Source organism: Citrobacter sp. wls714 (assembly GCF_005281025.1).
Lineage (GTDB): Bacteria > Pseudomonadota > Gammaproteobacteria > Enterobacterales > Enterobacteriaceae > Citrobacter > Citrobacter werkmanii.
Window position 1 is genome coordinate 125,955 of sequence record NZ_SZWZ01000075.1, and the last position, 26,642, is coordinate 152,596.

Here is a 26,642-nt window from a genome sequence, read left to right on the forward strand (position 1 = left end):
TCATTAAGCATAGCAGGAGCGGGGAGGGGATTATGCCAGCCAGGCCTTGATTTTAGCCTCAATGCCAGCGGCATCAAGACCCAGATCGGCGCGAGCCTCATCCTGAGTGCCTTGCGGGATGAAGAAGTCAGGCAGGCCAATGTTCAGCACCGGAACGGGCTTGCGATGGGCCATCAGCACTTCGTTTACGCCACTGCCTGCGCCGCCCATAATGGCGTTCTCTTCAATGGTAACCAGCACGTCGTGTTGGGCTGCCATCTCGAGGATCAACGTTTCATCCAGCGGTTTCACAAAGCGCATGTCGACCAGCGTGGCGTTCAACGACTCTGCGACCTGAGCGGCTTCCGGCATCAGGGTACCAAAGTTAAGAATTGCCACTTTTTCCCCGTGACGCTTCACGATGCCTTTACCGATTGGTAGCTGTTCCAGCGGCGTCAGCTCAACGCCCACCGCATTACCGCGTGGATAGCGCACGACCGATGGCCCGTTGTTATAGTGATAGCCGGTAAACAACATCTGGCGGCATTCGTTCTCATCGCTCGGGGTCATGATGACCATTTCCGGGATGCAGCGCAGGAAGGAGAGATCGAACGCCCCCTGGTGGGTTTGCCCATCAGCGCCAACAATACCAGCCCGGTCAACGGCGAACAGTACCGGCAGTTTCTGGATGGCCACATCATGCAGCACCTGATCGTAGGCGCGTTGCAGGAAGGTAGAGTAAATAGCCACGACCGGCTTGTAGCCGCCAATCGCCAGACCTGCTGCAAAGGTCACTGCGTGCTGCTCGGCAATCGCCACATCGAAGTAGCGGTCCGGGAACTTACGTGAGAATTCCACCATACCGGAGCCTTCGCGCATCGCCGGGGTGATCGCCATCAGCTTATTGTCTTTCGCTGCGGTCTCACACAACCAGTCCCCGAAGATTTTTGAATAGCTTGGCAGGCCGCCGCTGCTTTTCGGCAGACAGCCGCTGGATGGATCGAATTTGGGTACGGCATGGAATGTGATCGGGTCTTTTTCCGCTGGCTCATAGCCACGACCTTTTTTGGTCATGATGTGCAGGAACTGTGGACCTTTAAGATCGCGCATGTTCTTCAGCGTGGTGATGAGTCCCAGCACGTCGTGCCCGTCCACCGGGCCGATATAGTTAAAGCCCAGCTCTTCAAACAGCGTGCCCGGCACCACCATGCCTTTAATGTGTTCTTCGGTACGTTTGAGCAGTTCTTTAATCGGTGGTACGCCGGAGAAGACTTTCTTCCCGCCTTCGCGCAGCGAGGAGTAGAGTTTGCCAGAGAGCAGTTGCGCCAGGTGATTGTTCAGCGCGCCGACGTTCTCTGAAATCGACATTTCGTTGTCGTTGAGGATAACCAGCATATCGGGCTTAATATCACCCGCATGGTTCATCGCTTCAAACGCCATCCCGGCGGTGATAGCGCCGTCGCCAATCACACAAACGGTACGACGATCTTTGCCTTCTTTCTCGGCGGCAACCGCAATACCAATGCCAGCGCTAATAGACGTTGAAGAGTGCCCAACGCTCAGTACGTCATACTCGCTCTCACCGCGCCACGGGAACGGATGTAAACCGCCTTTCTGACGAATGGTGCCGATTTTATCGCGGCGTCCGGTCAGAATTTTGTGCGGATAAGCCTGATGTCCCACATCCCAGATTAACTGGTCAAACGGGGTGTTATAGACGTAATGCAGCGCGACGGTAAGTTCCACCGTGCCCAGACCAGAGGCGAAGTGCCCGCTGGAACGGCTCACGCTGTCGAGCAAATAGCGGCGCAGTTCGTCGCAAAGCTTTGGCAGGCTCTCTTTTGGCAGTAGGCGTAACTCCTGGGTGGAGTCGACCAGCGCCAGGGTCGGGTATTTGGCTATATCAAAACTCATCGCAAGCTCATGGGATATGTTGGTTTATTTATTACGCTGGATTATGTAGTCCGCTAGCGCTTCCAGTGCCGAGGTATCGAGTGACTGCGCGGCCAGCAAATTTAGCGACTGGCGGGCATCCTCGATTAAATCCCGGGCTTTATTCCGGGCTTGCTCAAGACCCAGAAGTGCAGGATAGGTACTTTTGCCAAGCTGCTGGTCGGCACCCTGACGTTTACCCAATGTTGCAGTATCGCCTACCACATCCAGTATGTCATCCTGAACCTGGAAGGCCAGACCGATGCTTTCTGCGTATTTGTCGAGAATTGGCAGGCATTCTCGCCCTTTATCGCCTGCGCTTAATGCCCCCAGACGCACGGCGGCGCGAATCAACGCCCCGGTTTTATGGCGGTGAATACGCTCCAGCGCATCCAGCGCAACCTGCTGACCTTCCGCTTCCAGATCCAGCGCCTGGCCACCGCACATACCGGCGATACCGCTGGCCTGGGCCAGTTCAGAGATCATCGCGATGCGGTCCCGGTCGGTGACTTCTGGCATGGGCGCGTCGCTGATAATGGAAAACGCCAGCGTTTGCAGCGCATCTCCGGCCAGGATCGCGTTTGCCTCGCCAAATTTTACGTGGCAGGTTGGCAGACCGCGGCGCAGGTCATCGTCGTCCATCGCGGGTAAATCATCATGCATCAGCGAATAGGCATGGATGCACTCGACGGCGGCAGCGGGAGCATCAAGCGTACTCAGGCTGACGCCAAACATCTGACCGGTCGCATACACCAGGAATGGGCGCAGACGTTTACCGCCTAATAATGCGCCATATTGCATGGTTTCGACCACGGGAGTGTTCTGAAAGGGCAGTGGCGCGATAAAACGGCTCAGTGCCTGGTTGGCCTGCTCAACGCAAGCCTGTAGCTGCTGCGTAAAATCCATTTACTCATTATCCGGTGTAAAAGGCGTAAGGGCGGCGTCTTCGGTATCTGACAGCAGGATTTGTACGCGCTGTTCAGCCTGTTGCAATTTGACTTGTCCCTGACGCGCCAGCTGTACGCCACGTTCGAATTCGTTCAGCGCTTCTTCCAGCGGCAGGTCGCCGCTTTCCAGGCGGGTAACAATCTGTTCCAGCTCGCTCAGCGCTGTTTCAAAACTGGCTGGCGCTTCATTTTTCTTCGGCATAATGAATGTCTGACTCTCTGTATTGGCAGCACAAGACTATGGTAACGGACTCGCACTGATAAGCAAATAACGCGCAATGGTAAGGCGATGTGCACAGGATGACCATGATAGTGGTATACTTGCGCGCCTGGATGCAGCCGCAGGGTATGGGCTGCTGTATTTTTTTCCATTACAAGTCATTCAGACTTGCCAAAGAACCATTGCCGCCATGAAGTTTATCATTAAATTGTTCCCAGAAATCACCATCAAAAGCCAATCTGTGCGTTTGCGCTTTATAAAAATTCTGACAGGGAACATTCGTAACGTTTTAAAGCACTACGATGAAGACCTTGCCGTTGTCCGTCACTGGGATCACGTTGAGGTTCGCGCTAAAGATGAAAGCCAGCGCCTGGATATTCGCGACGCGCTGACCCGTATTCCGGGTATTCACCATATTCTCGAAGTAGAAGACGTGCCGTTTACCGACATGCACGATATTTTCGAGAAAGCGCTGGTGCAGTATCGCGATCAACTGGAAGGAAAAACCTTCTGTGTACGTGTTAAGCGTCGCGGTAAGCATGAGTTTAGCTCCATTGAGGTGGAACGTTATGTTGGCGGCGGGTTGAACCAGCATATTGAATCCGCGCGCGTGAAGCTGACGAAACCGGATGTTACGGTAAATCTTGAAATCGAAAATGATCGTCTGCTGCTGGTTAAAGGCCGCTATGAAGGTATTGGCGGTTTCCCGATTGGTACGCAGGAAGACGTCCTGTCGCTGATCTCCGGTGGTTTCGACTCCGGGGTGTCCAGCTACATGCTGATGCGTCGCGGCTGCCGCGTACACTATTGCTTCTTTAACCTCGGCGGCGCCGCGCATGAAATCGGCGTTCGTCAGGTGGCGCATTATCTGTGGAACCGCTACGGTAGCTCGCATCGCGTGCGTTTTGTCGCGATCAACTTTGAGCCGGTGGTGGGTGAGATCCTGGAGAAAGTCGACGACGGCCAGATGGGCGTGGTCCTCAAACGTATGATGGTACGCGCGGCGTCGAAAGTCGCTGAGCGCTACGGCGTACAGGCACTGGTAACCGGTGAAGCGTTGGGCCAGGTATCCAGCCAGACGCTGACCAACCTGCGCCTGATTGATAACGTTTCGGATACCCTGATCCTGCGCCCGCTTATCTCTCATGATAAAGAGCACATCATCAACCTGGCGCGTGAAATTGGTACCGAGGACTTTGCGCGTACCATGCCGGAATACTGCGGCGTAATTTCAAAAAGCCCAACGGTGAAGGCGATTAAAGCGAAGATTGAGGCCGAAGAAGAAAACTTCGATTTCTCTATCCTCGATAAAGTGGTTGAAGAAGCGAACAATATCGATATTCGCGATATCGCCCAGCAGACTCAGCAGACCGTGGTGGAAGTGGAAACCGTGAGCGGTTTCGGCCCGAACGACGTGATTCTGGATATCCGTTCTGTGGATGAACAGGATGACAAACCGCTGAAGGTGGAAGGCGTGGACGTGGTTTCTCTGCCGTTCTACAAGCTGAGCACCAAATTCGGCGATTTAGACCAGAGTAAAACCTGGCTGCTGTGGTGTGAACGCGGGGTGATGAGCCGCCTGCAGGCGCTGTATCTGCGCGAGCAGGGCTTTGAAAACGTGAAGGTGTATCGCCCGTAGTTCCTTTGCCGGATGGCGCTGCCGCTTATCCGGCCTACAGACTGTATCATTTTGTAGGCCGGATAAGATGTTTTCGCCGCCATCCGGCAATCATTCTTACTCGTAGTAGTTATAAATTCCCGCCGCAATTACCAGCTGTGACGCCACTTCATGAGCCTTTTCGCGGCTTACCAGTAGATCAATGATTTTTAAACCAAAATCAATCGATGTTCCCGGACCCTGGCTGGTTAACAGGTTGACGCGCGGATCCCACACGACACGCTTGTCTTGCCATTGTTCTGCGGGGATTTTGTCTTTCAACGCCGGGAAACCCGTCATATTTCCGATGGGGAAGATATCGTGTGGGACAAGTACGGTGGCAGCAGCGGCGCAAATGGCTGCGACAATACGTCCGGAACGATGAAACTGCTTCACGGTTTCGATAAGCAGAGGGCTGTCGCGAAAACACTCCGCGCCTTTAATTCCGCCGGGCAATACGATGATGTCGAAATCGCCGTCAGCAACTTCAACCAACGGTGCGTCAGCCAGCAGTTTCACTCCGCGTGAGCACACAATCGTCAGGCCGCCATCGCTGGCGACGCTTGCAGTAGTGACCTTAATTCCGCCGCGAACCAGCAGATCGATAGTGGTGACTGCTTCGGTCTCTTCACTACCAGGGGCGAGACAAACCAGTGCTTGAGCGCTCATACTCACTTTCCTTTCTCTTTACCATTTCAAACAGGTGGGCATTTTCCGGGACGGCGATGCCGTGTGCACGGGCGCGTTTTAACAGGTAACCGGTAATATAGTCGATCTCTGTATGGCGCATGGCACGAATATCCTGCAGCATTGATGAGATATTTTCTGCCGTACTGTCAATGACTTGCTCGACATAATAGCGTAAATCATCCGCTGATGTGTGGTGGCCTTCGCGTTCAATAACCGCTGCTACTTCCTCACAGATTAGCGCTATTTTTTCCGGATGCTGACGCAGTTCGCCGTTTGGGCAGTCCCAGAGCGCCGTCAGGGGATTAATGACGCAGTTTACGGCCAGTTTGCGCCACAGTTCGGCGCGAATATTATTATGCCAGGCGACATCCGGTAGTACTTCTTGCAGTGTTTCAGCCAGATAGCTGAAATCACCGTCCTGCTCACGCGCCGGACCGATGCGCGTTGTGCCCTGAGCGACATGAATGATGACATTTCCGTCGCGACGTGCCGCGTGGGTGGTGGTGCCCATCAGCAGAGGCTGTTTAATGTTTTGCAGCTCTTCAATCGTCCCCATACCGTTGTGAATCAGCAAAATGGGGGTAGTTTCAGGCAGAATTGCGGCCAGACCTTTTACCGCATCAGAAACCTGCCAGGCTTTAAGTGTAACCAGTAACAGGTCGCTTTTTGCCAAAAAGTCGGGGTCGTTTGCCGTCAGGGATTCATTAAAAACTGATCCATCCGTGTCGATCAGGTTCACGCTGCAGTAGGGCTGTGGTACGCGTAGCCACCCTTGCACCTCATGTCCATGTTTGCACAGCGTGGTAAGCCACAGCTGTCCTAACGCTCCACATCCCAGTACGGTAATTTTCATTCTTCCTCCTCACCTGCAACAGCACCAGGTGTTAATCCATATCGGCCGTACCCCTTTATTGTTCGCAGGTAACAGTTCCGCGTACAATTAAAGGATACAGCCTAGTATAGCGCTGTCTGTTGGGTAACTTTGCAGGTATTATGCTTCGCATCAAAAATGAAGGGAGAGGAAAAGATGCCATCTTTCGATATTGTCTCTGAAGTTGATCTTCAGGAAGCCCGTAACGCGGTGGATAACGCCAGCCGCGAAGTAGAGTCACGCTTTGATTTTCGTGGCGTTGAAGCGACTTTTGAGCTGAATGAGTCAAATAAGACGATTAAGGTGCTGAGCGAGTCTGATTTCCAGGTCAATCAACTGCTGGATATTTTGCGTGCCAAGCTACTGAAACGCGGTATTGAAGGCACGTCGCTGGACGTACCGGAAACCTTCGTGCACAGCGGTAAAACCTGGTTTGTGGAAGCGAAGCTGAAGCAGGGCATCGAAAGCGCGGTGCAAAAGAAAATCGTTAAGCTGATTAAAGACAGCAAACTGAAGGTGCAGGCGCAGATTCAGGGTGAAGAAATCCGTGTAACCGGTAAAGCACGTGACGATCTGCAATCCGTCATGGCGTTGGTTCGTGGGGGCGACCTCGGCCAGCCGTTCCAGTTTAAGAACTTCCGCGATTAAGTCGTAATGCCCGCTTATCTGGCCTACAGGTAGCACACGCTATTTGTAGGCCGGATCAGACGTCGCCATCCTGCAATCTTCACGCCTGACTGATCGCCTGCTCAACTTCGAATCGATTGGTCACTTTGCTGTCGATTTTTACGTAAGCCGAATGCTCTTGCGCCACAATTAATACTTCGCTTATCCCTTCTTTAGCCAGAAGACGCTGCTTCAGGGTGTCATCCGCGGCAATCTCCGGTGGGATTTCCACGCGCAGGCTGCTAACGTACGGCGGTTCTTTCATTGTGCTGGCCACCAACAACCACACTGCCGCCAGAAGCGCGCCGGCCAGGAATACCGCCTGACCATCAAACATGTCGACTACCCAACCGCCCAGCGAGCCGCCAATTGCCACGCCAAGAAACTGGCTGGTGGAGTAAACGCCCATCGCCGTACCTTTATAGCCCGCCGGAGATTCTTTACTGATAAGCGAGGGGAGTAGGGCTTCCATCAGGTTGAAGGCGAGGAAGAATATCTGCACACTCGCAATCAGCCCCCAAAAACGAATGTTTGCGCTCCACAATACAATTTCGGCGACAAGAATCAGTAACACGCAGGCGAGGAACACGCGTTTCATCCGGCGTTTCACTTCGGCGTAAATGATGAACGGCACCACGGAAACAAAGGACAGCAGCATCGTCACCAGATAAATTTTCCAGTGTTCGGCGGCGGGGAAGCCCGCTTTCGCCAACTGACCTGGCAAGGCGACGAAAGTAGACATCAGTAAAATGTGCAGACACATGATGCCGAAGTTGAGCTTCAGCAGTTTTGGTTCCGCCAGCACTTTGCTGAAGCTGCCTTTTACCATGCCTGATTCGCGGTTCAGTACGTGGGTCGTGCTATTGGGAACGACCCAAATAGTCAGCACGATACCTGTGGTCGCAAGGCCCGCGATCATCCAGAACAGCGCGTGTAGCCCCAGCGCGTGGGTAACGATCGGCCCCAGTACCATCGCAATGGCGAAGGTGATACCAAAGCTGACGCCAATAAACGCCATTGCTTTGGTTCGGTTTTGCTCGCGGGTTAAGTCGGACAGCAGCGCCATTACGGCGGCGGCAATCGCGCCAGAGCCCTGGAGGGCCCGACCGAGAATAATTCCCCAGATTGAATCTGAGAGGGCGGCAATCACGCTACCGACAACAAATACCGCCAGTCCGCCGACAATAAGCGGCTTACGGCCGATGCGGTCTGAAAGCAGACCAAAGGGGATCTGGAAGATGGCTTGCGCCAGGCCATAAATACCGATAGCAAGTCCGATCAATGCTTCGCTGGCACCCTGTAGTGCCATACCATACGTGGTCAGAACCGGCAGGACCATAAACATGCCAAGCATGCGCAACGAAAATACGGTCCCTAAACCCCAGGTGGCGCGCAACTCACCGGGCGTCATTTTGTAATCGTTCATTCCCACCTCTGTATTAATTTCGCGCCTAGTGTAAAGCGGGAAGAGGGCCGGGTAAATATGCGCTTCATTAACAAATGTTGTGAGTGTGAGGAGAGGGGGGAAGCAAAACAACAAATAAAAAAGGGTGCCAGAGCACCCTTTTCATATAAGCAGATTCTTACCAAACGTAAGTCAGCAGGTTCTGCGAGTTTGGCACCATAAAGTCGACGGACATCATCACGGAAAGTGCGGTAATGGCGATGATGGAGAAGCCGAACAGCTTGCGCGCCCAGACTCTGTCATCTTCCACTTTATAACCGCGCAGCGCCATGCCCAACCACCAGACGCTCACCGCCGCAGCAACAATCAGGTATTTATAACCTGCATAGCCGCCCAAGGTTAGCATCAGCGTGGCGATAGCAAATGCCACAATATACAGCGTGATATGGTTCTTCGCGACCGAAATGCCTTTTACCACCGGCAGTACCGGGATATTGGCAGCCTGATAATCCTTAAAGCGGAAAATCGCAATCGCGTAAGAGTGCGGCATTTGCCACAGGCTGAAAATAGCCAGCAGAATCAGCGCACCGCTATCGAACTCACCGGTTACGGCGCAGTAGCCAATCACCGGCGGCGCAGCGCCGGAGAGTGAGCCAATCAGCGTCCCGTAAACGGAATGGCGCTTCATATACAGGCTATAGACGCCCACATATACCACGAAGCCCATCACCCCCAGCCAGCAGGCCAGAGGGTTGGCGCCAAACCACAGCAGCATAAAGCCAGCAATACCCAGCAAGGTGGCGTATACCAGCGAGACGGCAGGAGAAATCAGACCTTTAACCAGCACGCGGTTTTTGGTCCTCTCCATCTTCCTGTCGATATCCCTGTCGATATAGTTGTTAAATACACAACCCGACGCCACAACCAGTGACACCCCAACCAGCGTGTAGATAAACAGGGGATAGTCGATGCTGCCTTTCGAGGCCAGCAGGAACCCCCCAATCACCGAGATCAGGTTGCCAAAGATGATGCCTGGTTTCGTAACTTGCAGGTATTGCTTAAACATCATAATCGCCGCTCTTAGTGCATCATCATGTTGTAGTTAAGGTTCCACATAATCCAGATGGAGCCCACAACCAGAATGGCGATGATTAGCACAGTAAAGACAAAGGCCGTCATGTTCCAACCTTCATCAGATTTGCTATTCATGTGCAAGAAGCACACCAGGTGCACCAGAATCTGTACCACTGCCATTGCCAGAATAGTTCCCAGAATGACGGCCGGAGAGGCAGAACCTGTCATTACCATCCAGAACGGAATGACCGTCAGGATGATCGACAGGATAAAACCTGTCATGTAGGTTTTTACGCTGCCATGGGATGCGCCGCCGCTCTCGTTAGAATGACTCATTACATCGCCCCCATCAGATAAACAACAGTGAACACACAGATCCACACCACATCCAGGAAGTGCCAGAACAGGCTCAGGCACATGATGCGGGTACGGTTAGTACTGGTCAGGCCGCGACGGGCAACTTGCACCATCAGCACCGCCATCCAGATAAGACCGGAGGTGACGTGCAGACCGTGCGTGCCGACCAGCGCGAAGAACGCAGACAGGAAGCCGCTGCGATCCGGGCCCATACCGTTAACAATCAGGTGATGGAATTCATAGAGTTCCATCCCGATGAATCCGGCACCGAACAAGAAGGTCAACGCCAGCCAGGAGATGACCTGGCTCTTGTTGTTCTTATACATGGCGATCGCCGCCATGCCATAGGTAATGGAGCTAAATAACAGCAGGAATGTTTCAACCAGAACGAACGGCAGTTCAAAAATGTCCTTACCTGTCGGGCCACCTGCGGTGCCGTTCACCAGAACGGCATAGGTTGCAAACAGAATTGAGAACAGAATGCAGTCGCTCATCAGGTAGACCCAGAATCCGAAGATCTTGGTCTGGCCTGCATCGTGGTGCCCGTGTTCGTGCGCGTGGGCAGTCGCGTGCGTTAAAGTATCAGTTGCCATTTTTCAGCCCTGCCTTAGTAATCTCATCGAAATGCTGGTTTTCCAGTTTTTCGACTTCCGGGACCGGCACGTAGTAATCCACGTCTTCATCAAAGCTTTTCACAATCCAGCTAATGATCATGCCTGCGAAGCTTGCAATCGCCAGCCACCAGATATGCCAGATCATGGCGAAACCAAACAGTGTTGCGAAGGCGGTAATGACGATACCGGCACCGCTGTTCTTCGGCATATGAATCTCTTCATAGTGCGCAGGCTGCTTGTACGCTTCACCTTTTTCTTTCATTTCCCAGAAGGCATCACGCTCGTGAACGTGCGGCACAACGGCAAAGTTATAGAACGGAGGCGGGGAAGAGGTTGCCCACTCCAGCGTACGACCACCCCATGGGTCACCGGTCAGGTCACGGTTCTGCTCGCGGTCGCGAATAGACACGTACATCTGGATGAACTGGCACAGGATACCCAGTGCAATCAGCGCGGCGCCACAGGCGGCAACAACCAGCATCGGATGGAACTGCGGGTCAATCTGCTGGCTGAGGCGACGGGTCATACCCATAAAGCCCAGCACGTACAGCGGCATAAATGCCACGAAGAAGCCGATGATCCAGAACCAGAAGGCGCGTTTACCCCAGGTCTCGTTCAGCGTGAAGCCAAACGCTTTTGGCCACCAGTAGGTCATACCCGCGAAGCAACCAAATACCACGCCGCCGATGATAACGTTATGGAAGTGCGCAATCAGGAACAGACTGTTGTGCAATACGAAGTCGGCACCCGGAACCGCCAGCAGTACGCCGGTCATGCCGCCGACTGAGAAGGTGACGATAAAGCCAATCGTCCACAGCATTGCTGAGTGGAATACGATACGGCCCTGATACATGGTGAACAGCCAGTTGAAGATCTTCACCCCGGTCGGGATGGCGATAATCATGGTGGTAATACCGAAGAAGGCGTTTACGTTTGCGCCTGCACCCATGGTGAAGAAGTGGTGCAGCCAAACAATGAACGACAGAACGGTAATACACACGGTTGCCCACACCAGCGAGGTGTAACCAAACAGACGCTTACGCGAGAAGGTTGCTGCGACTTCGGAGAATACCCCGAATACTGGCAGGATCAGAATGTACACTTCCGGATGGCCCCAGGCCCAAATCAGGTTGATGTACATCATCATGTTGCCGCCCATATCGTTGGTAAAGAAATGGGTGCCCAGATAGCGATCCAGGGTCAGCAACGCGACGGTAACCGTCAGAATTGGGAACGAAGCGATAATCAGGATGTTAGCGCACAGAGATGCCCAGCTAAATACCGGCATCTTGAACATGGTCATTCCTGGCGCACGCATCTTAATGATGGTCACAAAGAAGTTGATACCGGTCAGGGTTGTACCAATACCGGACAACTGGACGGCCCATATCCAATAATCGACCCCGACGCTTGGACTGTACTCTATCCCCGAAAGAGGCGGATACGCCAGCCAACCGGTCTGCGCGAATTCACCGACGCCCAGAGACAGGTTAACCAGGATTACGCCAACAACGGTGAACCAGAAGCTCAGGTTGTTCAGGAACGGGAATGCAACGTCACGTGCGCCAATCTGCAGTGGAACCACGAGGTTCATCAGACCGATAACAAATGGCATTGCCACGAAGAAGATCATAATCACGCCGTGAGCCGTGAAGATCTGGTCGTAGTGGTGAGGTGGTAGGAAACCCGCTTCACCTGCAGAAGCCAGTGCTTGCTGACTACGCATCATGACGGCATCGGCAAAGCCACGAATCAACATCACGATTGCGACGATGACATACATGATGCCAAGGCGTTTGTGGTCAACCGAAGTCAGCCACTCTTTCCACAGGTAGGTCCACTTACCGAAGTAAGTGATAAGGCCGAGTAAGGCCGCACCACCGATGATAATGGCAGCGATCGTAACCATGACGATTGGTTCATGGAACGGAACTGCATCAAGTGTCAATTTTCCGAACATCGTATTCTTCTCAACCCCTTGAGTTGGCGGATTCCGCGTGGCTCATGTCCATGCCTTCCATACCTTCGTGTGCGCTGTGCTCACCTTCTGGTTGGGTCATGTCCATGCTCTTACCGTGAGCCATAAATTTGTTAATAACATCTTTAAACAAATCAGGTTTCACGTTGGAGAAGTATTCCACCTGGTTGTATTCGCTTGGCACAGCCACTTTTTCGAACGCTGCCATGTCGTTCATGGTGTTCGGAGACTGTTTAGCTTTAGCAACCCATTGGTCGAATTCGGCGCGGTCCTTTGTTGCAATAGCCTTGAATTTCATACCGGAGAAGCCTGGTCCGCTATAGCTTGCGGAGATACCATCATAAGTACCGACTTCGTTGGCGATCAGATGCAGTCGAGTCTGCATACCGGCCATGGCATAAATCTGGCTACCCAGGCGCGGGATAAAGAAGGAGTTCATCACGGAGTTGGACGTCACTTTGAATTCGACCGGAGTATTCGCCGGGAAGGCGATTTCATTCACGGTAGCGATACCCTGTTCCGGATAGATGAAGAACCATTTCCAGTCCATGGAAACCACTTCGATGGTAATGGGCTTCTCGTCATGCGCCAGCGGTTTGCTTGGCTCAAGAGCGTGAGTGGTTTTCCAGGTCAGCACAGCAAGGAAAATGATGATTAAGATCGGCACCGTCCAGACCACAGCTTCCACTTTATTGGAGTGTGACCAGTTCGGGCTGTACTTCGCATCTTTATTGCTTGCACGATACTTCCAGGCAAAACCAACAGCCATCAAGATGGCAGGAATAACGACGATCAACATCAGGCCAAATGCCGTCAGTATCAATGAACGTTGTTCCAGTCCAATCTGTCCTTTAGGGTCAAGCAGCGCAGAATTACAGCCACTGAGTAACGCAGTGCCTGCAATTAATGACAACCATCCCAAACTTTTATTGTATTTCCTGAGTCTCATTTAACGACCTCAATTCCACGGGACCGGGTGGCGTTTAAAGTGTGAGGTCATTTTACGGGAAGGTTACATTACTGTAAACATCATTGGATCTGTGTTACTGGGTTCTGCCGAGCGTGTCACATATGTTGCAATATATGTCGGGTTGGCTTTAAGAACCTGTTGCAACATCACGTTATAACGAAAGCAGGCGGGCGAGGGACATGCAGAGGGCAATTGGTATAACCAATACGAAAATAAAACAATTAATTAACAATTGATTATCAATAAAAAGACAATTTAAGAACAAGTAATAAATTTTTTATGGCTGAATCGAGTAAGGAAAATAGCATGTATAAAAAGCGTCAATAATTTCCAAATTCTATGGCGCACAAAATAACAAATAATATTTTTATCAGTTGTTGTTTATTTAGCCGTTATAATTACGCAGGGTGATTACAACGGCAAAATTAATGTGAAAAATCACGCCAGACGGGTTTTGCGCAATGCCAGATAATCCAGCAATCCGCCGAATACCACTCCGCAGACCGCGACTACCACCGAGACTTCAAGCAGTTCCGGCAGGAAGGAGAAATTGGTGTAGTCCAGTGCATTCAGGGTCAGCAACAATAGCCAAACTGCCAGCAAACAGCAGCCCGCGACCAGCGTCATTAATGCCAGACCGTACGCGCCACGAAATTCCGTGCGCGGAATAAAGCTTTCATTTTGCCAGCTATGTTCCAGCGTCTGGCGGCAAACCAGCAGCAGCAGGAGTCCAGGCAGTGCGGCAAACACGGAGAACAGGTAAAACGTTGGCCACCCGTGCGCTTCGACAAACCAACCCGCTACCGGACCTACGTACACGCGGCCAACCGCCGAAAGCGCGGAGAGCAGGGCGAACTGAGTCGCTGAGAAGGACTTATTGCATAGCGTCATTAATAAGGCGACAAACGCCGCGGTGCCCATCCCGCCACACAGGTTTTCAAAGAAAACGGCGGCGGCCATACTGAACATGTGTTTGTCAGTGACGGACAGCAGCCAGTAACCTGCGTTTGATGCCCCTTGCAGAATACCGAAAATCAACAATGCGCGGAACAGCGAGAGACGCTGCATCAGGATCCCGCCGTACAGCGCGCCAACAATGGTTGCCAGCAGCCCCAGCGTTTTATTCACCACGCCGACTTCACCCGCATCAAATCCGACACCGCGGATTAAAAAAGTGGTGGTCAGACTCATCGCGAAGGCATCACCGAGTTTATACAGCACGATCAGGAGCAGAATCAGCCAGGCATTGTTCCGGCCAAAAAAGTCTCGCAGCGGAGCCGCAACTGCCTGTTCCAGCGATTTAGGCACCGGAATAGCATCTGTCGGTTCTGGCGCTAACAGGGTCGCGATGATGCAAGGGATCAGCAGCGCCGCCATCAGCCAATACATTCCCTGCCAGCCGAGCCAGCGGTCGGCCATCCACAGGGCCAGCCCACCGGAAACCAGCATCCCTAAACGGTAACCCAGCACGCTGATTGCTGCACCTGCACCACGCTCTTCGGTGGGCAATACGTCGGTTTTCCAGGCGTCAAAGACGATATCCTGCGATGCCGAACAAAACGCGATCACCACCGCCAGCGCGGCCATCCAGCGTAGCTGCGTACCCGGCTCCAGAAAGCCCATCGCGGCTATAGAAATCAATAGCAGTACCTGGGTCGCCAGTAGCCAACCGCGACGTCGGCCCAAAAACGGCGGTGTATAGCGGTCCATCAATGGAGACCAGAGGAACTTAAATACGTAGGCCTGGCCAACCAGAGAAAAGAAACCGATGGTTTTAAGATCGATATTCTCGACCGTCATCCACGCCTGGAGCGTACCGGATGTCAGTGCGAGCGGTAATCCGGAGGCGAACCCCAAAATGAGCAGGATAGCTGAACGTGGTTGCTGAAAAATACGTAAGTAATGACTGGACATGGGCTTCTATAGGCCCGACGAACGCCGGGCCATAAGGGCAGAAATTAACGAGCGTTCTGCTTGATGAAATCGTGAACGCTGGTGTCCTGAGACATATCAGCGATGGTGTCGGTCAGGACGCTGTTAACGGCATCAGCAATATTTTTGTTGGAGGCCTGCAGCGCGCCTTCAACAGAGTAGCTTGCGCGGTAGTTTTTGGTCATCTTATTACCGTTAGCGGCGGTCGCGATAATGGCGATGTCTGCTTTGGTGGCGATGTTGTAACGCACGCTACCCTGAGACACGTCCGCATACAGCTGGCTAACGATGATTTGCAGGTTTACTGCACCGTTCGGACCAATCATATAACCACGCGCGGTCATCTGTTTTTCCAGCACTTCTTGCAGCAGGAAACGCAGATCGCGAGAAGCGGTCAGGGTAACCAGCTGGTTGTCGCGGGTGACTTTTGCCAGCGCCTGATCCTGACGCTGGTCGGCGCCGTTGATACTCACGGTCACGCCCATCAGGCTCGGATCCTGCTGCGGCAGGGTGATTTTGGGGGAGACTTCAATGGTGGTGGGCGGCGTTGCGCATCCTGCCAACATAAACATTGCAACTAACGGGAAGAGGATTTTTTTAAACATGCCAGGGCTCTCAGCGAATCTAAATTGTGTGGTTAGAGAAAATTCCCGCCATCATAACATCGCCAACGATGAGGGGAAGTGGGTAACGCATGTAAATTCATTGTGTTGTCCGTTTTATGACTTTATGAAGACCATAAACGGACTTTTTGCCATAAATCGAAGTGAGGATTTAGTGAACTTCATCCATTTGGCTTAGAAAATCAGATAAGCGCTAATTTTTTGTTGCTAAGGTGTAATGAAAACGGTAAAAGCGGCTAGTATTTAAAGGGATGGGTGACATCTCAGCGTTGTCGGAGGAAAAATTTCATGATGATTCGTGAGCAAATAGAAGAAAAATTAAGGGCAGCGTTCGAACCCGTATTCCTCGAAGTTGTGGATGAAAGCTATCGTCACAATGTCCCGGCTGGTTCTGAAAGCCACTTTAAGGTTGTGCTGGTTAGCGATCGCTTTACAGGTGAACGTTTTCTTAATCGTCATCGGATGATTTACGGCACGTTAACGGCGGAACTCTCCACTACCGTACATGCGTTAGCCCTGCATACCTATACCATTAAGGAGTGGGAAGCGTTGCAGGACACGATCTTTGCGTCGCCTCCTTGTCGTGGAGCCGGGAGCATCGCGTAGAAAAACGGATTTGCAACAACCGACGCTTTTCCAGTATGTTGCTACAGAATATGTGAAAACGGCCTGCGGGCCGTTTTGTTTTGTCTGAATTCTGGGGCTGTCGTACAGTATTCAGACAAAAATTAGCCGGGAATTGTGAAAAAAGCCGCAGCAACGCGCGATAACCGTTCTCGACTCATAAAAGTGATGCCGCTATAATGCGCGTCTTATTTTTCGGAATGTCTTCGGGATGATTCTGACGACAGGGAATGTGATTGCTTATGAGAACATCCCAGTTCCGCGAAGCCAACAACCTGTGCTTGCGGAGAAGAGTTGACCGAGCACTGTGATTTTTTGAGGTAACAAGATGCAAGTTTCAGTTGAAACCACTCAAGGCCTTGGCCGCCGTGTAACGATTACTATCGCTGCTGACAGCATCGAGACCGCTGTGAAAAGCGAGCTGGTCAACGTAGCGAAGAAAGTGCGTATTGACGGTTTCCGCAAAGGAAAAGTACCGATGAATGTTGTTGCTCAGCGTTATGGCGCTTCCGTGCGTCAGGACGTGCTGGGCGACCTGATGAGCCGCAACTTCGTTGACGCGATCATCAAAGAAAAAATCAATCCGGCTGGCGCACCGAACTACGTTCCGGGTGAATACAAGCTGGGTGAAGATTTTACTTACGCGGTAGAGTTCGAAGTTTACCCGGAAGTTGAGCTGACTGGCCTGGAAGCAATCGAAGTTGAAAAACCGGTTGTTGAAGTCACCGACGCTGACGTTGATGTAATGCTGGACACCCTGCGTAAGCAGCAGGCTACCTGGAAAGACAAAGACGGCGCTGCTGATGCAGAAGATCGTGTAACCATCGACTTCACCGGTTCTGTAGACGGCGAAGAGTTTGAAGGCGGCAAAGCGTCTGACTTCGTACTGGCGATGGGCCAGGGTCGTATGATCCCGGGCTTTGAAGAAGGCGTTAAAGGCCACAAAGCTGGCGAAGAGTTCACTATCGACGTGACCTTCCCGGAAGAGTACCACGCTGAAAACCTGAAGGGTAAAGCAGCTAAGTTCGTTATCAACCTGAAGAAAGTTGAAGAACGCGAACTGCCGGAACTGACTGAAGAATTCATCAAGCGTTTCGGCGTTGAAGATGGTTCCGTAGCTGGTCTGCGCGCTGAAGTACGTAAAAACATGGAACGCGAGCTGAAAGGCGCAGTGCGTAACCGCGTTAAGTCTCAGGCGATCGAAGGTCTGGTAAAAGCTAACGACATCGACGTACCGGCTGCTCTGATCGACAGCGAAATCGACGTTCTGCGTCGTCAGGCTGCTCAGCGTTTTGGCGGTAACGAAAAACAAGCTCTGGAACTGCCGCGTGAACTGTTCGAAGAACAGGCTAAGCGTCGCGTAGTTGTGGGCCTGCTGCTGGGCGAAGTCATTCGTACCAACGAGCTGAAAGCTGACGAAGATCGCGTTAAAGGCCTGATCGAAGAGATGGCTTCTGCTTACGAAGATCCGAAAGAAGTTGTTGAGTTCTACAGCAAAAACAAAGAGCTGATGGACAACATGCGTAACGTCGCTCTGGAAGAACAAGCTGTTGAAGCCGTTCTGGCGAAAGCGAAAGTGACTGAAAAAGCCACTTCCTTCAACGAGCTGATGAACCAGCAGGCGTAATTCGTCGCTTTTTAGCGCGAATTTCGTACGCAAGCCCGTCACCTTTTGGTGGCGGGTTTTTTTTTGTCACGCATTTTGCATGGGAAGAGTGCGAAAACAGCGTTTCAGTGTTAGCGTTACAACAAAAGATTGTTATGCTTGAATTATGGCGATGTCGTACCCATTACTGAGGGACTAGCTGATAATCCGTCCATAAGGTTACAATCAGCACAGCAGGTTTTTTCAAATTTTATCCAGGAGACGGAAATGTCATACAGCGGCGAACGAGATAACTTTGCACCCCATATGGCGCTGGTGCCGATGGTCATTGAACAGACCTCACGTGGTGAGCGCTCTTTTGATATCTATTCTCGTCTACTTAAGGAACGCGTCATTTTTATGACTGGCCAGGTTGAAGACCATATGGCTAACCTGATTGTGGCGCAGATGCTGTTCCTGGAAGCAGAAAACCCGGAAAAAGATATCTACCTGTACATCAACTCCCCTGGTGGGGTGATCACTGCCGGGATGTCTATCTATGACACCATGCAGTTTATTAAGCCGGACGTTAGCACCATTTGTATGGGCCAGGCGGCCTCAATGGGCGCGTTCCTGCTGACTGCCGGGGCGAAAGGCAAACGTTTTTGCCTGCCTAACTCTCGCGTCATGATCCATCAGCCTCTGGGCGGTTACCAGGGCCAGGCAACGGATATTGAAATTCATGCCCGCGAAATCCTGAAGGTAAAAGGGCGCATGAACGAACTTATGGCGCATCATACGGGTCAATCTCTTGAGCAGATTGAACGTGATACCGAGCGCGATCGCTTCCTCTCCGCTTCTGAAGCGGTAGAGTACGGTCTGGTCGACTCGATTTTGACCCATCGTAATTAATGCCCAGTGCGCAGGTGTGCCGCTATAATTACCTGGAGCGGCACAACGCTGACTAGCGTCTTGCGCCTGAGAATGGCATTTGCGTCGTCGTGTGCGGCACAAAGAACAAAGAAGAGGTTTTGACCCATGACAGATAAACGCAAAGATGGCTCGGGCAAATTGTTGTACTGCTCTTTTTGCGGCAAAAGCCAGCATGAAGTGCGGAAGCTGATTGCCGGTCCATCCGTGTATATCTGCGACGAATGTGTCGATTTGTGTAACGACATCATTCGCGAAGAGATTAAGGAAGTAGCACCGCACCGTGAACGCAGTGCGCTGCCGACGCCACATGAAATTCGCAATCACCTGGACGATTACGTTATCGGTCAGGAACAGGCGAAGAAAGTGTTGGCGGTCGCGGTATACAACCATTACAAACGTCTGCGCAACGGCGACACCAGCAATGGCGTCGAGTTGGGCAAAAGTAACATCCTGCTGATTGGCCCGACGGGTTCCGGTAAAACGCTGCTGGCTGAAACGCTGGCGCGCCTGCTGGACGTTCCGTTCACCATGGCCGATGCCACCACGCTGACCGAAGCCGGTTATGTGGGTGAAGATGTTGAAAATATTATTCAGAAGCTGCTGCAGAAGTGCGATTACGACGTGCAGAAAGCGCAGCGCGGGATCGTCTATATCGATGAAATCGACAAGATTTCTCGTAAGTCTGACAACCCGTCCATTACCCGCGACGTTTCCGGCGAAGGCGTACAGCAGGCCCTGCTGAAGCTGATTGAAGGCACCGTGGCGGCCGTTCCGCCACAGGGCGGGCGTAAACATCCGCAGCAGGAGTTCTTGCAGGTTGATACCTCTAAGATCCTGTTTATCTGCGGCGGCGCGTTCGCTGGTCTGGACAAAGTGATTGCTAACCGTGTTGAAACCGGCTCAGGCATTGGTTTTGGCGCGACGGTAAAAGCGCAGTCTGATAAAGCCAGCGAAGGTGAGTTGCTGTCGCAGGTGGAGCCGGAAGATCTGATCAAATTTGGTCTGATCCCTGAGTTCATCGGTCGTCTGCCGGTGGTGGCAACGCTGAGCGAATTGAGTGAAGAAGCGCTGATCCAGATCCTGAAAGAGCCGAAAAACGCCCTGACCAAGCAGTACCAGGCGCTGTTCAACCTTGAAGGTGTCGATCTGGAGTTCCGTGAGGAAGCGCTGGATGCTATCGCCAAGAAAGCGATGGCGCGTAAAACCGGTGCCCGTGGTCTGCGTTCTATCGTTGAAGCCGCGCTGCTCGACACCATGTACGATCTGCCTTCTATGGAAGACGTCGAAAAAGTGGTGATCGATGAGTCGGTGATTGGCGGTCAGAGCAAGCCATTGCTGATTTACGGTAAGCCGGAAGCACAGCAGGCATCTGGCGAATAATTCATCAATTCATACAGACATTTAATTAAAAAGGGGGGATTTTATCTCCCCTTTTATTTTTCCGTAAACATGGCGTTGAATGTGTGGGAAACATCCCCATATACTGACATACATGTTAAAGGTGGTGTGAAGCACAGTCGTACCACCTGATTACCTGGCGGACACTAAACTAAGAGAGAGCTCTATGAATCCTGAGCGTTCTGAACGCATTGAAATCCCCGTATTGCCGTTGCGCGATGTGGTGGTTTATCCGCACATGGTCATACCCTTATTTGTAGGGCGGGAAAAATCTATCCGTTGTCTGGAAGCGGCTATGGACCATGATAAAAAAATCATGCTGGTCGCACAGAAAGAAGCGTCAACGGATGAGCCGGGTGTAAACGATCTTTTCACCGTCGGGACCGTGGCCTCTATTTTGCAGATGCTGAAACTGCCTGACGGCACCGTAAAAGTGCTGGTCGAGGGGTTACAGCGCGCGCGTATTTCTGCGCTGTCTGACAACGGCGAGCATTTCTCTGCGAAAGCGGAGTACCTTGACTCGCCAGCCATTGATGAGCGCGAACAGGAAGTGCTGGTGCGTACCGCTATCAGCCAGTTCGAAGGCTATATCAAGCTGAACAAGAAAATCCCACCAGAAGTGCTGACGTCGCTGAACAGCATTGACGATCCTGCGCGTCTGGCGGACACCATCGCTGCACACATGCCGCTGAAGCTTGCTGACAAGCAGTCCGTGCTGGAGATGTCCGACGTTAACGAACGTCTGGAATATCTGATGGCGATGATGGAATCCGAAATCGATCTGCTGCAGGTTGAGAAACGCATTCGCAACCGCGTGAAGAAGCAGATGGAAAAATCCCAGCGAGAGTACTATCTGAACGAGCAGATGAAAGCCATTCAGAAAGAACTCGGCGAGATGGACGACGCGCCGGACGAAAACGAAGCGCTGAAACGTAAAATCGACGCGGCGAAAATGCCGAAAGAGGCAAAAGAGAAAGCGGAAGCAGAACTGCAGAAGCTGAAAATGATGTCTCCGATGTCGGCGGAAGCGACCGTAGTGCGTGGCTACATCGACTGGATGGTACAGGTACCGTGGAATGCGCGTAGCAAGGTCAAAAAAGACCTGCGTCAGGCGCAGGAAATCCTCGATACTGACCATTACGGTCTGGAACGCGTCAAAGACCGTATCCTTGAGTATCTCGCGGTTCAAAGCCGTGTGAACAAAATCAAGGGGCCAATCCTGTGTCTGGTTGGGCCGCCGGGGGTAGGTAAAACTTCTCTGGGGCAGTCCATCGCCAAAGCGACCGGACGTAAATACATCCGTATGGCGCTGGGCGGCGTGCGTGATGAGGCTGAAATTCGCGGTCACCGCCGGACCTATATTGGTTCAATGCCGGGTAAACTGATCCAGAAAATGGCCAAAGTGGGCGTGAAAAACCCGCTGTTCCTGCTCGATGAGATCGACAAAATGTCTTCCGACATGCGAGGCGATCCGGCTTCCGCACTGCTTGAGGTGCTGGATCCAGAGCAGAACGTGGCGTTCAGCGATCACTACCTGGAAGTGGATTACGATCTCAGCGACGTAATGTTTGTTGCGACCTCGAACTCCATGAATATTCCGGCGCCGTTGCTGGATCGTATGGAAGTGATCCGTCTGTCTGGTTATACCGAAGACGAGAAGCTGAACATTGCTAAACGTCACCTGTTGCCGAAACAGATTGAGCGTAACGCGCTGAAAAAAGGCGAGCTGACGGTCGACGATAGCGCCATTGTGGGCATTATTCGTTACTACACCCGTGAAGCTGGCGTGCGTAGTCTGGAGCGCGAAATCTCCAAGCTGTGCCGTAAAGCGGTGAAGCAGCTGCTGCTCGACAAATCACTGAAACATATTGTGATCAATGGCGACAACCTGCACGACTACCTGGGCGTACAGCGCTTTGACTATGGTCGCGCGGACAACGAAAACCGCGTTGGTCAGGTGACCGGTCTGGCGTGGACGGAAGTGGGCGGCGATTTGCTGACCATCGAAACCGCCTGCGTACCGGGTAAAGGCAAGCTGACCTACACCGGTTCTTTGGGTGAGGTAATGCAGGAGTCTATTCAGGCTGCACTGACCGTGGTGCGCGCGCGAGCGGAAAAACTGGGTATTAATCCGGACTTTTACGAAAAACGCGACATCCACGTTCACGTACCTGAAGGGGCGACGCCGAAAGATGGTCCAAGTGCCGGTATTGCCATGTGTACCGCGCTGGTTTCTTGTCTGACCGGTAACCCGGTACGCGCAGATGTGGCGATGACCGGCGAGATCACCCTGCGTGGTCAGGTTCTGCCAATCGGTGGTTTGAAAGAAAAACTGCTGGCGGCGCACCGTGGCGGCATTAAGACGGTCTTAATTCCAGATGAAAACAAACGTGACCTGGAAGAGATTCCGGACAACGTGATTGCCGATCTGGACATCCATCCGGTGAAACGCATCGAGGAGGTTTTGACTCTTGCGTTGCAAAATGAACCGTCTGGAATGCAGGTTGTGACCGCAAAATAGTGACCTCGCGCAAAGAGCACTAATAAAAACAGGGCTGGCAGACCATTTCGGACTTGCCAGCCTTTTTTTGTATAGCTAATTTAGATGACGGATTAGGCTTGCCATCATTAACGGGTGTTGTAAGGGCATGGCAGGCCTGATATAACTGCTGCGCGGTCGCACTTTGAAGGATTCAGGTGCGATATAAATTATAAAAGAGGAAGAGAAGAGTGAATAAATCTCAACTGATCGACAAAATTGCTGCAGGGGCTGATATCTCTAAAGCTGCGGCTGGACGTGCGTTAGATGCAATTATTGCTTCTGTTACCGAATCCCTGAAGGAAGGTGATGACGTAGCGCTGGTAGGTTTTGGTACTTTTGCCGTTAAAGAGCGTGCTGCCCGTACTGGTCGCAACCCGCAAACAGGTAAAGAGATCACCATTGCCGCGGCTAAAGTACCGGGCTTCCGTGCAGGTAAAGCACTGAAAGACGCGGTAAACTAAGTGATTTCCCCTTTGGGGATGTGACGAAGTACAAGGGCGCATCAACTGATGTGCCTTTTTTATTTGTGATTCCGGTACTTTCTACGCGTTGTGGGCTGACAATTGCCCCATTTTCTTGTCACAATAGACCTTTGTGCGCAGCGTTCAGGAAACGCTATGCTGCGTGAAGCATATATACTCAACATCCTTGCCGCCGTGGTTGTAACAACGCGCAGGCGGCTTGAAGGATAACGCGTATAGTCATCTACAGCGGAGTGTGGTTACACCATGATGGACAGCTTACGCACGGCTGCTAACAGTCTCGTGCTCAAGATTATTTTCGGTATCATTATCGTGTCGTTCATTTTGACCGGCGTGAGTGGTTACCTGATTGGCGGGGGCAACAATTACGCTGCCAAAGTGAATGGCCAGGAGATCAGCCGCGGGCAATTCGAGAATGCGTTCAATAGCGAACGTAACCGCATGCAGCAGCAGTTGGGCGATCAATACTCTGAGCTGGCGGCGAATGAAGGCTATATGAAAACGCTGCGTCAGCAGGTGCTGAATCGTCTTGTAGACGAAGCGCTGCTGGATCAGTACTCCCGCGAGCTGAAGCTCAATATCAGCGACGATCAGATTAAACAGGCTATTTTCGCCACGCCTGCTTTCCAGGTGGACGGCAAATTTGATAACAACCGCTACAACGCGATTGTGAATCAAATGGGAATGACCGCCGACCAGTACGCTCAGGCATTACGTAATCAGCTCACTACTCAGCAGTTGATCAACGGCGTTGCCGGTACGGACTTCATGCTGAAAGGCGAAACCGACGAGCTGGCGGCGCTGGTCGCACAGCAGCGTATCGTTCGCGAGGCGACCATTGACGTTAACGCGCTTGCCGCGAAGCAATCCGTTACCGAGCCGGAAGTTGCCAGCTACTACGAGCAGAATAAAAACAACTTTATGACGCCGGAACAGTTCCGCGTGAGCTACATCAAGCTGGACGCTGCTGCACTGCAGGAGACGGCCAGCGATGCTGATATTCAGTCTTACTATGACCAGCATCAGGACCAGTTCACTCAGCCGCAGCGTAACCGCTACAGCATCATTCAGACTAAAACGGAAGATGAAGCCAAAGCGGTACTGGATGAACTGAGCAAAGGCGCTGATTTCGCTGCGCTGGCGAAAGAAAAATCAGCCGACATCATCTCTGCCCGTAAAGGTGGCGATATGGGCTGGCTGGAAGATTCCACCACTCCGGATGAGCTGAAAAATGCCGGCCTGAAAGACAAAGGCCAGCTGTCCGGTGTGATTAAATCTTCCGTTGGTTTCCTCGTTGCGCGTCTTGACGACGTACAGCCTGCGCAGGTTAAACCGCTGAGCGAAGCCCGTGACGACATTGCGGCGAAAGTGAAGCAGGAAAAAGCGCTGGATGCGTACTATGCGCTGCAGCAGAAAGTGAGCGATGCAGCCAGCAACGATAACGAATCTCTGGCGGGTGCGGAGCAAGCTGCTGGTATGAAAGCGGTTGAAACGGGCTGGTTTAGCCGTGACAGCCTGCCGGAAGAGCTGAACTTCAAACCGGTCGCTGACATCATTTTCAATGGTGGTCTGGTTGGCGAGAACGGTACCCCTGGCAGTAACTCGGACATCATTACCGTGGATGGCGATCGCGCATTTGTGCTGCGTATTGCAGAGCACAAAGCCGAAGCCGTTAAGCCACTGGCTGAAGTGAAAGAGCAGGTTACTGCGCTTGTTAAGCACAATAAAGCAGAGCAACAGGCGAAGCTGGATGCCGATAAACTGCTGGCAGACCTGAAAGCTGGTAAAGGCGATGAAGCGATGAAAGCAGCAGGTCTGAGCTTTGGTGAGGCGAAAACACTGAGCCGCACGGGTCAGGATCCTCTGAGCCAGGCAGCCTTTGGTCTGAGCCTGCCAGCAAAAGACAAACCGAGTTACGGCGTGGCGAACGATATGCAGGGCAACATTGTTCTGCTTGCGCTGGACGAAGTGAAAGCGGGTTCTATGCCTGAAGCGCAGAAGAAGGCGATGGTTCAGGGGATTACTCAGAACAACGCGCAAATTACCTTTGAAGCGCTGATGAGCAATCTGCGTAAAGCCGCAAAAATTAAAATCGGTGACGCGCTGGAACAGCAGCAATAACCGAGGCAGCTCGCAAAAAATTGCAAAAAGTTGTATTAACCAAAGGCCGCTTTCGCGGCCTTTTCCATTTCTGATATTTGCCGTTTGTCTGCTGTTCTGCACCTCGCTATCGTGATTCCACTGTTAACAAACACGGAGAAAACAGTATGAAACATGGAATCAAAGCCCTGCTTATCACCCTTTCATTGACCTGCGCCGGTATGGCCCAAAGCGCATTGGCTGCAGAGCCTGTTGCCAAAAGCCACGCGACTCAAACCAAAGCGGATGCCTCAGGGGCGGCGCAAAGCAAGGCTACGCAACCCGCTAAAGCAAGCGATGATGAAGGCACCAGGGTAAGCATCAATAGCGCTTCTGCGGAGGATTTAGCGCGAGTGATGAATGGGGTCGGACTGAAAAAAGCCCAGGCGATTGTCAGCTATCGTGAGGAGTATGGGCCATTTAAAACGGTCGATGATTTAAAGCAGGTGCCGGGGATGGGCAGTTCTTTGGTAGAGCGTAATTTGGCAGTTTTAACACTTTAATAACTTGCGCAGTGGCCAATATTTGCCACACTAGAGAGGTCATACCAGTTATGGCCTCACTACCCTGAATATATTCCTATAAAAATGTAAGGTTCCTGCGCTATGCAAACACAAATCAAAGTTCGTGGTTTTCATCTTGATGTCTATCAGCACGTCAACAATGCTCGTTATCTTGAGTTTCTGGAAGAAGCACGCTGGGATGGACTGGAAAACAGCGACAGTTTTCAGTGGATGACCGCTCACAACATCGCTTTTGTGGTTGTGAATATTAATATCAACTATCGTCGCCCGGCGGTGCTGAGCGACCTGCTGACTATTACCAGTCAGGTGCAGCAATTAAATGGCAAAAGCGGCGTGTTGAACCAGACTATCACCCTGGAGCCGGAAGGACAGGTGGTGGCAGATGCGTTGATAACCTTCGTCTGTATTGATTTGAAAACGCAAAAAGCACTACCGCTGGAAGGGGAGTTGCGCGAAAAACTGGAGCTGATGGTGAAGTAGCGGAAAATGCCCGGTGGTAC

24 protein-coding genes are annotated in these 26,642 nt (G+C 52.1%); 11 read left to right on the top strand and 13 right to left on the bottom strand.

The genetic code is table 11. The features are described from left to right. Positions 1 to 30 precede the first annotated feature (30 nt). From dxs to xseB, 3 genes are read right to left on the bottom strand one after another with little or no spacing between them, the layout of a single operon-like run. Positions 31 to 1,893, bottom strand: a complete 1,863-nt coding sequence (dxs, locus tag FDX11_RS16405; protein WP_137349001.1) for a 1-deoxy-D-xylulose-5-phosphate synthase — start codon at positions 1,891 to 1,893, stop codon at positions 31 to 33. A 24-nt stretch (positions 1,894 to 1,917) separates the two neighbouring features. After that, positions 1,918 to 2,817, bottom strand: a complete 900-nt coding sequence (gene ispA, locus FDX11_RS16410; protein WP_079225235.1) for a (2E,6E)-farnesyl diphosphate synthase — start codon at positions 2,815 to 2,817, stop codon at positions 1,918 to 1,920. Next, complete coding sequence (gene xseB / locus FDX11_RS16415) at positions 2,818 to 3,060, bottom strand: exodeoxyribonuclease VII small subunit (RefSeq protein WP_038638224.1); 243 nt, start codon at positions 3,058 to 3,060, stop codon at positions 2,818 to 2,820. Positions 3,061 to 3,268: 208 nt separating this feature from the next. On the opposite strand from xseB, the gene thiI reads away from it, so the two are divergent. After that, positions 3,269 to 4,717, top strand: coding sequence for a tRNA uracil 4-sulfurtransferase ThiI (thiI, locus tag FDX11_RS16420; protein ID WP_137398246.1), 1,449 nt, complete (start codon positions 3,269 to 3,271; stop codon positions 4,715 to 4,717). Between the two features lie 96 nt (positions 4,718 to 4,813). Here thiI and yajL read toward each other — a convergent pair whose 3' ends face one another. Next, positions 4,814 to 5,404, bottom strand: a complete 591-nt coding sequence (gene yajL, locus FDX11_RS16430) for a protein deglycase YajL (protein WP_079225226.1) — start codon at positions 5,402 to 5,404, stop codon at positions 4,814 to 4,816. Then, positions 5,367 to 6,278 (bottom strand): 2-dehydropantoate 2-reductase, encoded by a 912-nt coding sequence (gene panE, locus FDX11_RS16435; RefSeq protein ID WP_038638233.1) that lies wholly within the window; start codon positions 6,276 to 6,278, stop codon positions 5,367 to 5,369. Before panE ends, yajL begins: the two co-directional genes overlap by 38 nt. 174 nt (positions 6,279 to 6,452) lie before the next feature. Between panE and FDX11_RS16440 the strand changes: the two genes are divergently transcribed. Next, entirely contained in the window at positions 6,453 to 6,944 is a 492-nt protein-coding gene (locus tag FDX11_RS16440) for a YajQ family cyclic di-GMP-binding protein (RefSeq protein WP_003831002.1), read from the top strand. Positions 6,945 to 7,023: 79 nt separating this feature from the next. Here FDX11_RS16440 and FDX11_RS16445 read toward each other — a convergent pair whose 3' ends face one another. From FDX11_RS16445 to FDX11_RS16480, 8 genes are all read right to left on the bottom strand, one after another. After that, positions 7,024 to 8,388, bottom strand: coding sequence for an MFS transporter (locus tag FDX11_RS16445; RefSeq protein ID WP_137398247.1), 1,365 nt, complete (start codon positions 8,386 to 8,388; stop codon positions 7,024 to 7,026). 157 nt (positions 8,389 to 8,545) lie between these two features. Further along, positions 8,546 to 9,436 carry a heme o synthase gene (cyoE, locus tag FDX11_RS16450; RefSeq protein WP_003831005.1) on the bottom strand — a complete coding sequence of 297 codons (891 nt, stop codon included), beginning with the start codon at positions 9,434 to 9,436 and terminating at the stop codon, positions 8,546 to 8,548. An 11-nt stretch (positions 9,437 to 9,447) separates the two neighbouring features. Then, positions 9,448 to 9,777 (bottom strand): cytochrome o ubiquinol oxidase subunit IV, encoded by a 330-nt coding sequence (locus tag FDX11_RS16455; RefSeq protein WP_003831006.1) that lies wholly within the window; start codon positions 9,775 to 9,777, stop codon positions 9,448 to 9,450. After that, on the bottom strand, positions 9,777 to 10,391 hold the full coding sequence (locus tag FDX11_RS16460; protein ID WP_003831007.1) for a cytochrome o ubiquinol oxidase subunit III: 615 nt from the start codon (positions 10,389 to 10,391) through the stop codon (positions 9,777 to 9,779). Before FDX11_RS16460 ends, FDX11_RS16455 begins: the two co-directional genes overlap by 1 nt. Beyond that, positions 10,381 to 12,372, bottom strand: coding sequence for a cytochrome o ubiquinol oxidase subunit I (cyoB, locus tag FDX11_RS16465; protein ID WP_042310102.1), 1,992 nt, complete (start codon positions 12,370 to 12,372; stop codon positions 10,381 to 10,383). Before cyoB ends, FDX11_RS16460 begins: the two co-directional genes overlap by 11 nt. A 10-nt stretch (positions 12,373 to 12,382) precedes the next feature. Beyond that, positions 12,383 to 13,339 (bottom strand): cytochrome o ubiquinol oxidase subunit II, encoded by a 957-nt coding sequence (gene cyoA / locus FDX11_RS16470; RefSeq protein ID WP_042310101.1) that lies wholly within the window; start codon positions 13,337 to 13,339, stop codon positions 12,383 to 12,385. Positions 13,340 to 13,798: 459 nt separating this feature from the next. Beyond that, positions 13,799 to 15,274 carry a muropeptide MFS transporter AmpG gene (gene ampG / locus FDX11_RS16475; protein ID WP_137360410.1) on the bottom strand — a complete coding sequence of 492 codons (1,476 nt, stop codon included), beginning with the start codon at positions 15,272 to 15,274 and terminating at the stop codon, positions 13,799 to 13,801. 44 nt (positions 15,275 to 15,318) lie between these two features. Beyond that, positions 15,319 to 15,897, bottom strand: coding sequence for a lipoprotein (locus FDX11_RS16480; RefSeq protein WP_003021617.1), 579 nt, complete (start codon positions 15,895 to 15,897; stop codon positions 15,319 to 15,321). Between the two features lie 306 nt (positions 15,898 to 16,203). Here FDX11_RS16480 and bolA point away from each other — a divergent pair, with 306 nt between their 5' ends. From bolA to fadM, 9 genes are all read left to right on the top strand, one after another. Beyond that, positions 16,204 to 16,521, top strand: a complete 318-nt coding sequence (gene bolA, locus FDX11_RS16485; RefSeq protein WP_042310099.1) for a transcriptional regulator BolA — start codon at positions 16,204 to 16,206, stop codon at positions 16,519 to 16,521. Positions 16,522 to 16,867: 346 nt separating this feature from the next. Next, a complete protein-coding gene (gene tig, locus FDX11_RS16495; protein ID WP_003021622.1) occupies positions 16,868 to 18,166 on the top strand; it encodes a trigger factor in 1,299 nt (432 codons plus the stop codon). Between the two features lie 246 nt (positions 18,167 to 18,412). Beyond that, the gene (gene clpP, locus FDX11_RS16500) at positions 18,413 to 19,036 is read left to right on the top strand and encodes an ATP-dependent Clp endopeptidase proteolytic subunit ClpP (RefSeq protein ID WP_032939995.1); all 624 of its coding nucleotides are present in this window, start codon (positions 18,413 to 18,415) and stop codon (positions 19,034 to 19,036) included. Between the two features lie 126 nt (positions 19,037 to 19,162). Continuing rightward, on the top strand, positions 19,163 to 20,437 hold the full coding sequence (gene clpX / locus FDX11_RS16505; RefSeq protein WP_003831013.1) for an ATP-dependent protease ATP-binding subunit ClpX: 1,275 nt from the start codon (positions 19,163 to 19,165) through the stop codon (positions 20,435 to 20,437). Between the two features lie 184 nt (positions 20,438 to 20,621). After that, positions 20,622 to 22,976, top strand: a complete 2,355-nt coding sequence (gene lon / locus FDX11_RS16510) for an endopeptidase La (protein WP_038638272.1) — start codon at positions 20,622 to 20,624, stop codon at positions 22,974 to 22,976. 209 nt (positions 22,977 to 23,185) lie between these two features. Continuing rightward, the gene (hupB, locus tag FDX11_RS16515) at positions 23,186 to 23,458 is read left to right on the top strand and encodes a nucleoid-associated protein HU-beta (protein ID WP_003021629.1); all 273 of its coding nucleotides are present in this window, start codon (positions 23,186 to 23,188) and stop codon (positions 23,456 to 23,458) included. A 267-nt stretch (positions 23,459 to 23,725) separates the two neighbouring features. After that, the gene (gene ppiD / locus FDX11_RS16520) at positions 23,726 to 25,600 is read left to right on the top strand and encodes a peptidylprolyl isomerase (RefSeq protein WP_137398248.1); all 1,875 of its coding nucleotides are present in this window, start codon (positions 23,726 to 23,728) and stop codon (positions 25,598 to 25,600) included. Between the two features lie 146 nt (positions 25,601 to 25,746). Beyond that, positions 25,747 to 26,121 (top strand): helix-hairpin-helix domain-containing protein, encoded by a 375-nt coding sequence (locus FDX11_RS16525; RefSeq protein WP_042310096.1) that lies wholly within the window; start codon positions 25,747 to 25,749, stop codon positions 26,119 to 26,121. Positions 26,122 to 26,223: 102 nt separating this feature from the next. Further along, a complete protein-coding gene (gene fadM, locus FDX11_RS16530) occupies positions 26,224 to 26,622 on the top strand; it encodes a long-chain acyl-CoA thioesterase FadM (protein ID WP_042310094.1) in 399 nt (132 codons plus the stop codon). Positions 26,623 to 26,642: the final 20 nt, after the last annotated feature.

Coding starts and splice junctions, on each gene's coding strand:
- dxs (WP_137349001.1), bottom strand. CDS start 1,893: ATGAGTTTTGATATAGCCAAATACCCGACCCTGGCGCTGGTCGACTCC.
- ispA (WP_079225235.1), bottom strand. CDS start 2,817: ATGGATTTTACGCAGCAGCTACAGGCTTGCGTTGAGCAGGCCAACCAG.
- xseB (WP_038638224.1), bottom strand. CDS start 3,060: ATGCCGAAGAAAAATGAAGCGCCAGCCAGTTTTGAAACAGCGCTGAGC.
- thiI (WP_137398246.1), top strand. CDS start 3,269: ATGAAGTTTATCATTAAATTGTTCCCAGAAATCACCATCAAAAGCCAA.
- yajL (WP_079225226.1), bottom strand. CDS start 5,404: ATGAGCGCTCAAGCACTGGTTTGTCTCGCCCCTGGTAGTGAAGAGACC.
- panE (WP_038638233.1), bottom strand. CDS start 6,278: ATGAAAATTACCGTACTGGGATGTGGAGCGTTAGGACAGCTGTGGCTT.
- FDX11_RS16440 (WP_003831002.1), top strand. CDS start 6,453: ATGCCATCTTTCGATATTGTCTCTGAAGTTGATCTTCAGGAAGCCCGT.
- FDX11_RS16445 (WP_137398247.1), bottom strand. CDS start 8,388: ATGAACGATTACAAAATGACGCCCGGTGAGTTGCGCGCCACCTGGGGT.
- cyoE (WP_003831005.1), bottom strand. CDS start 9,436: ATGATGTTTAAGCAATACCTGCAAGTTACGAAACCAGGCATCATCTTT.
- FDX11_RS16455 (WP_003831006.1), bottom strand. CDS start 9,777: ATGAGTCATTCTAACGAGAGCGGCGGCGCATCCCATGGCAGCGTAAAA.
- FDX11_RS16460 (WP_003831007.1), bottom strand. CDS start 10,391: ATGGCAACTGATACTTTAACGCACGCGACTGCCCACGCGCACGAACAC.
- cyoB (WP_042310102.1), bottom strand. CDS start 12,372: ATGTTCGGAAAATTGACACTTGATGCAGTTCCGTTCCATGAACCAATC.
- cyoA (WP_042310101.1), bottom strand. CDS start 13,339: ATGAGACTCAGGAAATACAATAAAAGTTTGGGATGGTTGTCATTAATT.
- ampG (WP_137360410.1), bottom strand. CDS start 15,274: ATGTCCAGTCATTACTTACGTATTTTTCAGCAACCACGTTCAGCTATC.
- FDX11_RS16480 (WP_003021617.1), bottom strand. CDS start 15,897: ATGTTTAAAAAAATCCTCTTCCCGTTAGTTGCAATGTTTATGTTGGCA.
- bolA (WP_042310099.1), top strand. CDS start 16,204: ATGATGATTCGTGAGCAAATAGAAGAAAAATTAAGGGCAGCGTTCGAA.
- tig (WP_003021622.1), top strand. CDS start 16,868: ATGCAAGTTTCAGTTGAAACCACTCAAGGCCTTGGCCGCCGTGTAACG.
- clpP (WP_032939995.1), top strand. CDS start 18,413: ATGTCATACAGCGGCGAACGAGATAACTTTGCACCCCATATGGCGCTG.
- clpX (WP_003831013.1), top strand. CDS start 19,163: ATGACAGATAAACGCAAAGATGGCTCGGGCAAATTGTTGTACTGCTCT.
- lon (WP_038638272.1), top strand. CDS start 20,622: ATGAATCCTGAGCGTTCTGAACGCATTGAAATCCCCGTATTGCCGTTG.
- ppiD (WP_137398248.1), top strand. CDS start 23,726: ATGATGGACAGCTTACGCACGGCTGCTAACAGTCTCGTGCTCAAGATT.
- FDX11_RS16525 (WP_042310096.1), top strand. CDS start 25,747: ATGAAACATGGAATCAAAGCCCTGCTTATCACCCTTTCATTGACCTGC.
- fadM (WP_042310094.1), top strand. CDS start 26,224: ATGCAAACACAAATCAAAGTTCGTGGTTTTCATCTTGATGTCTATCAG.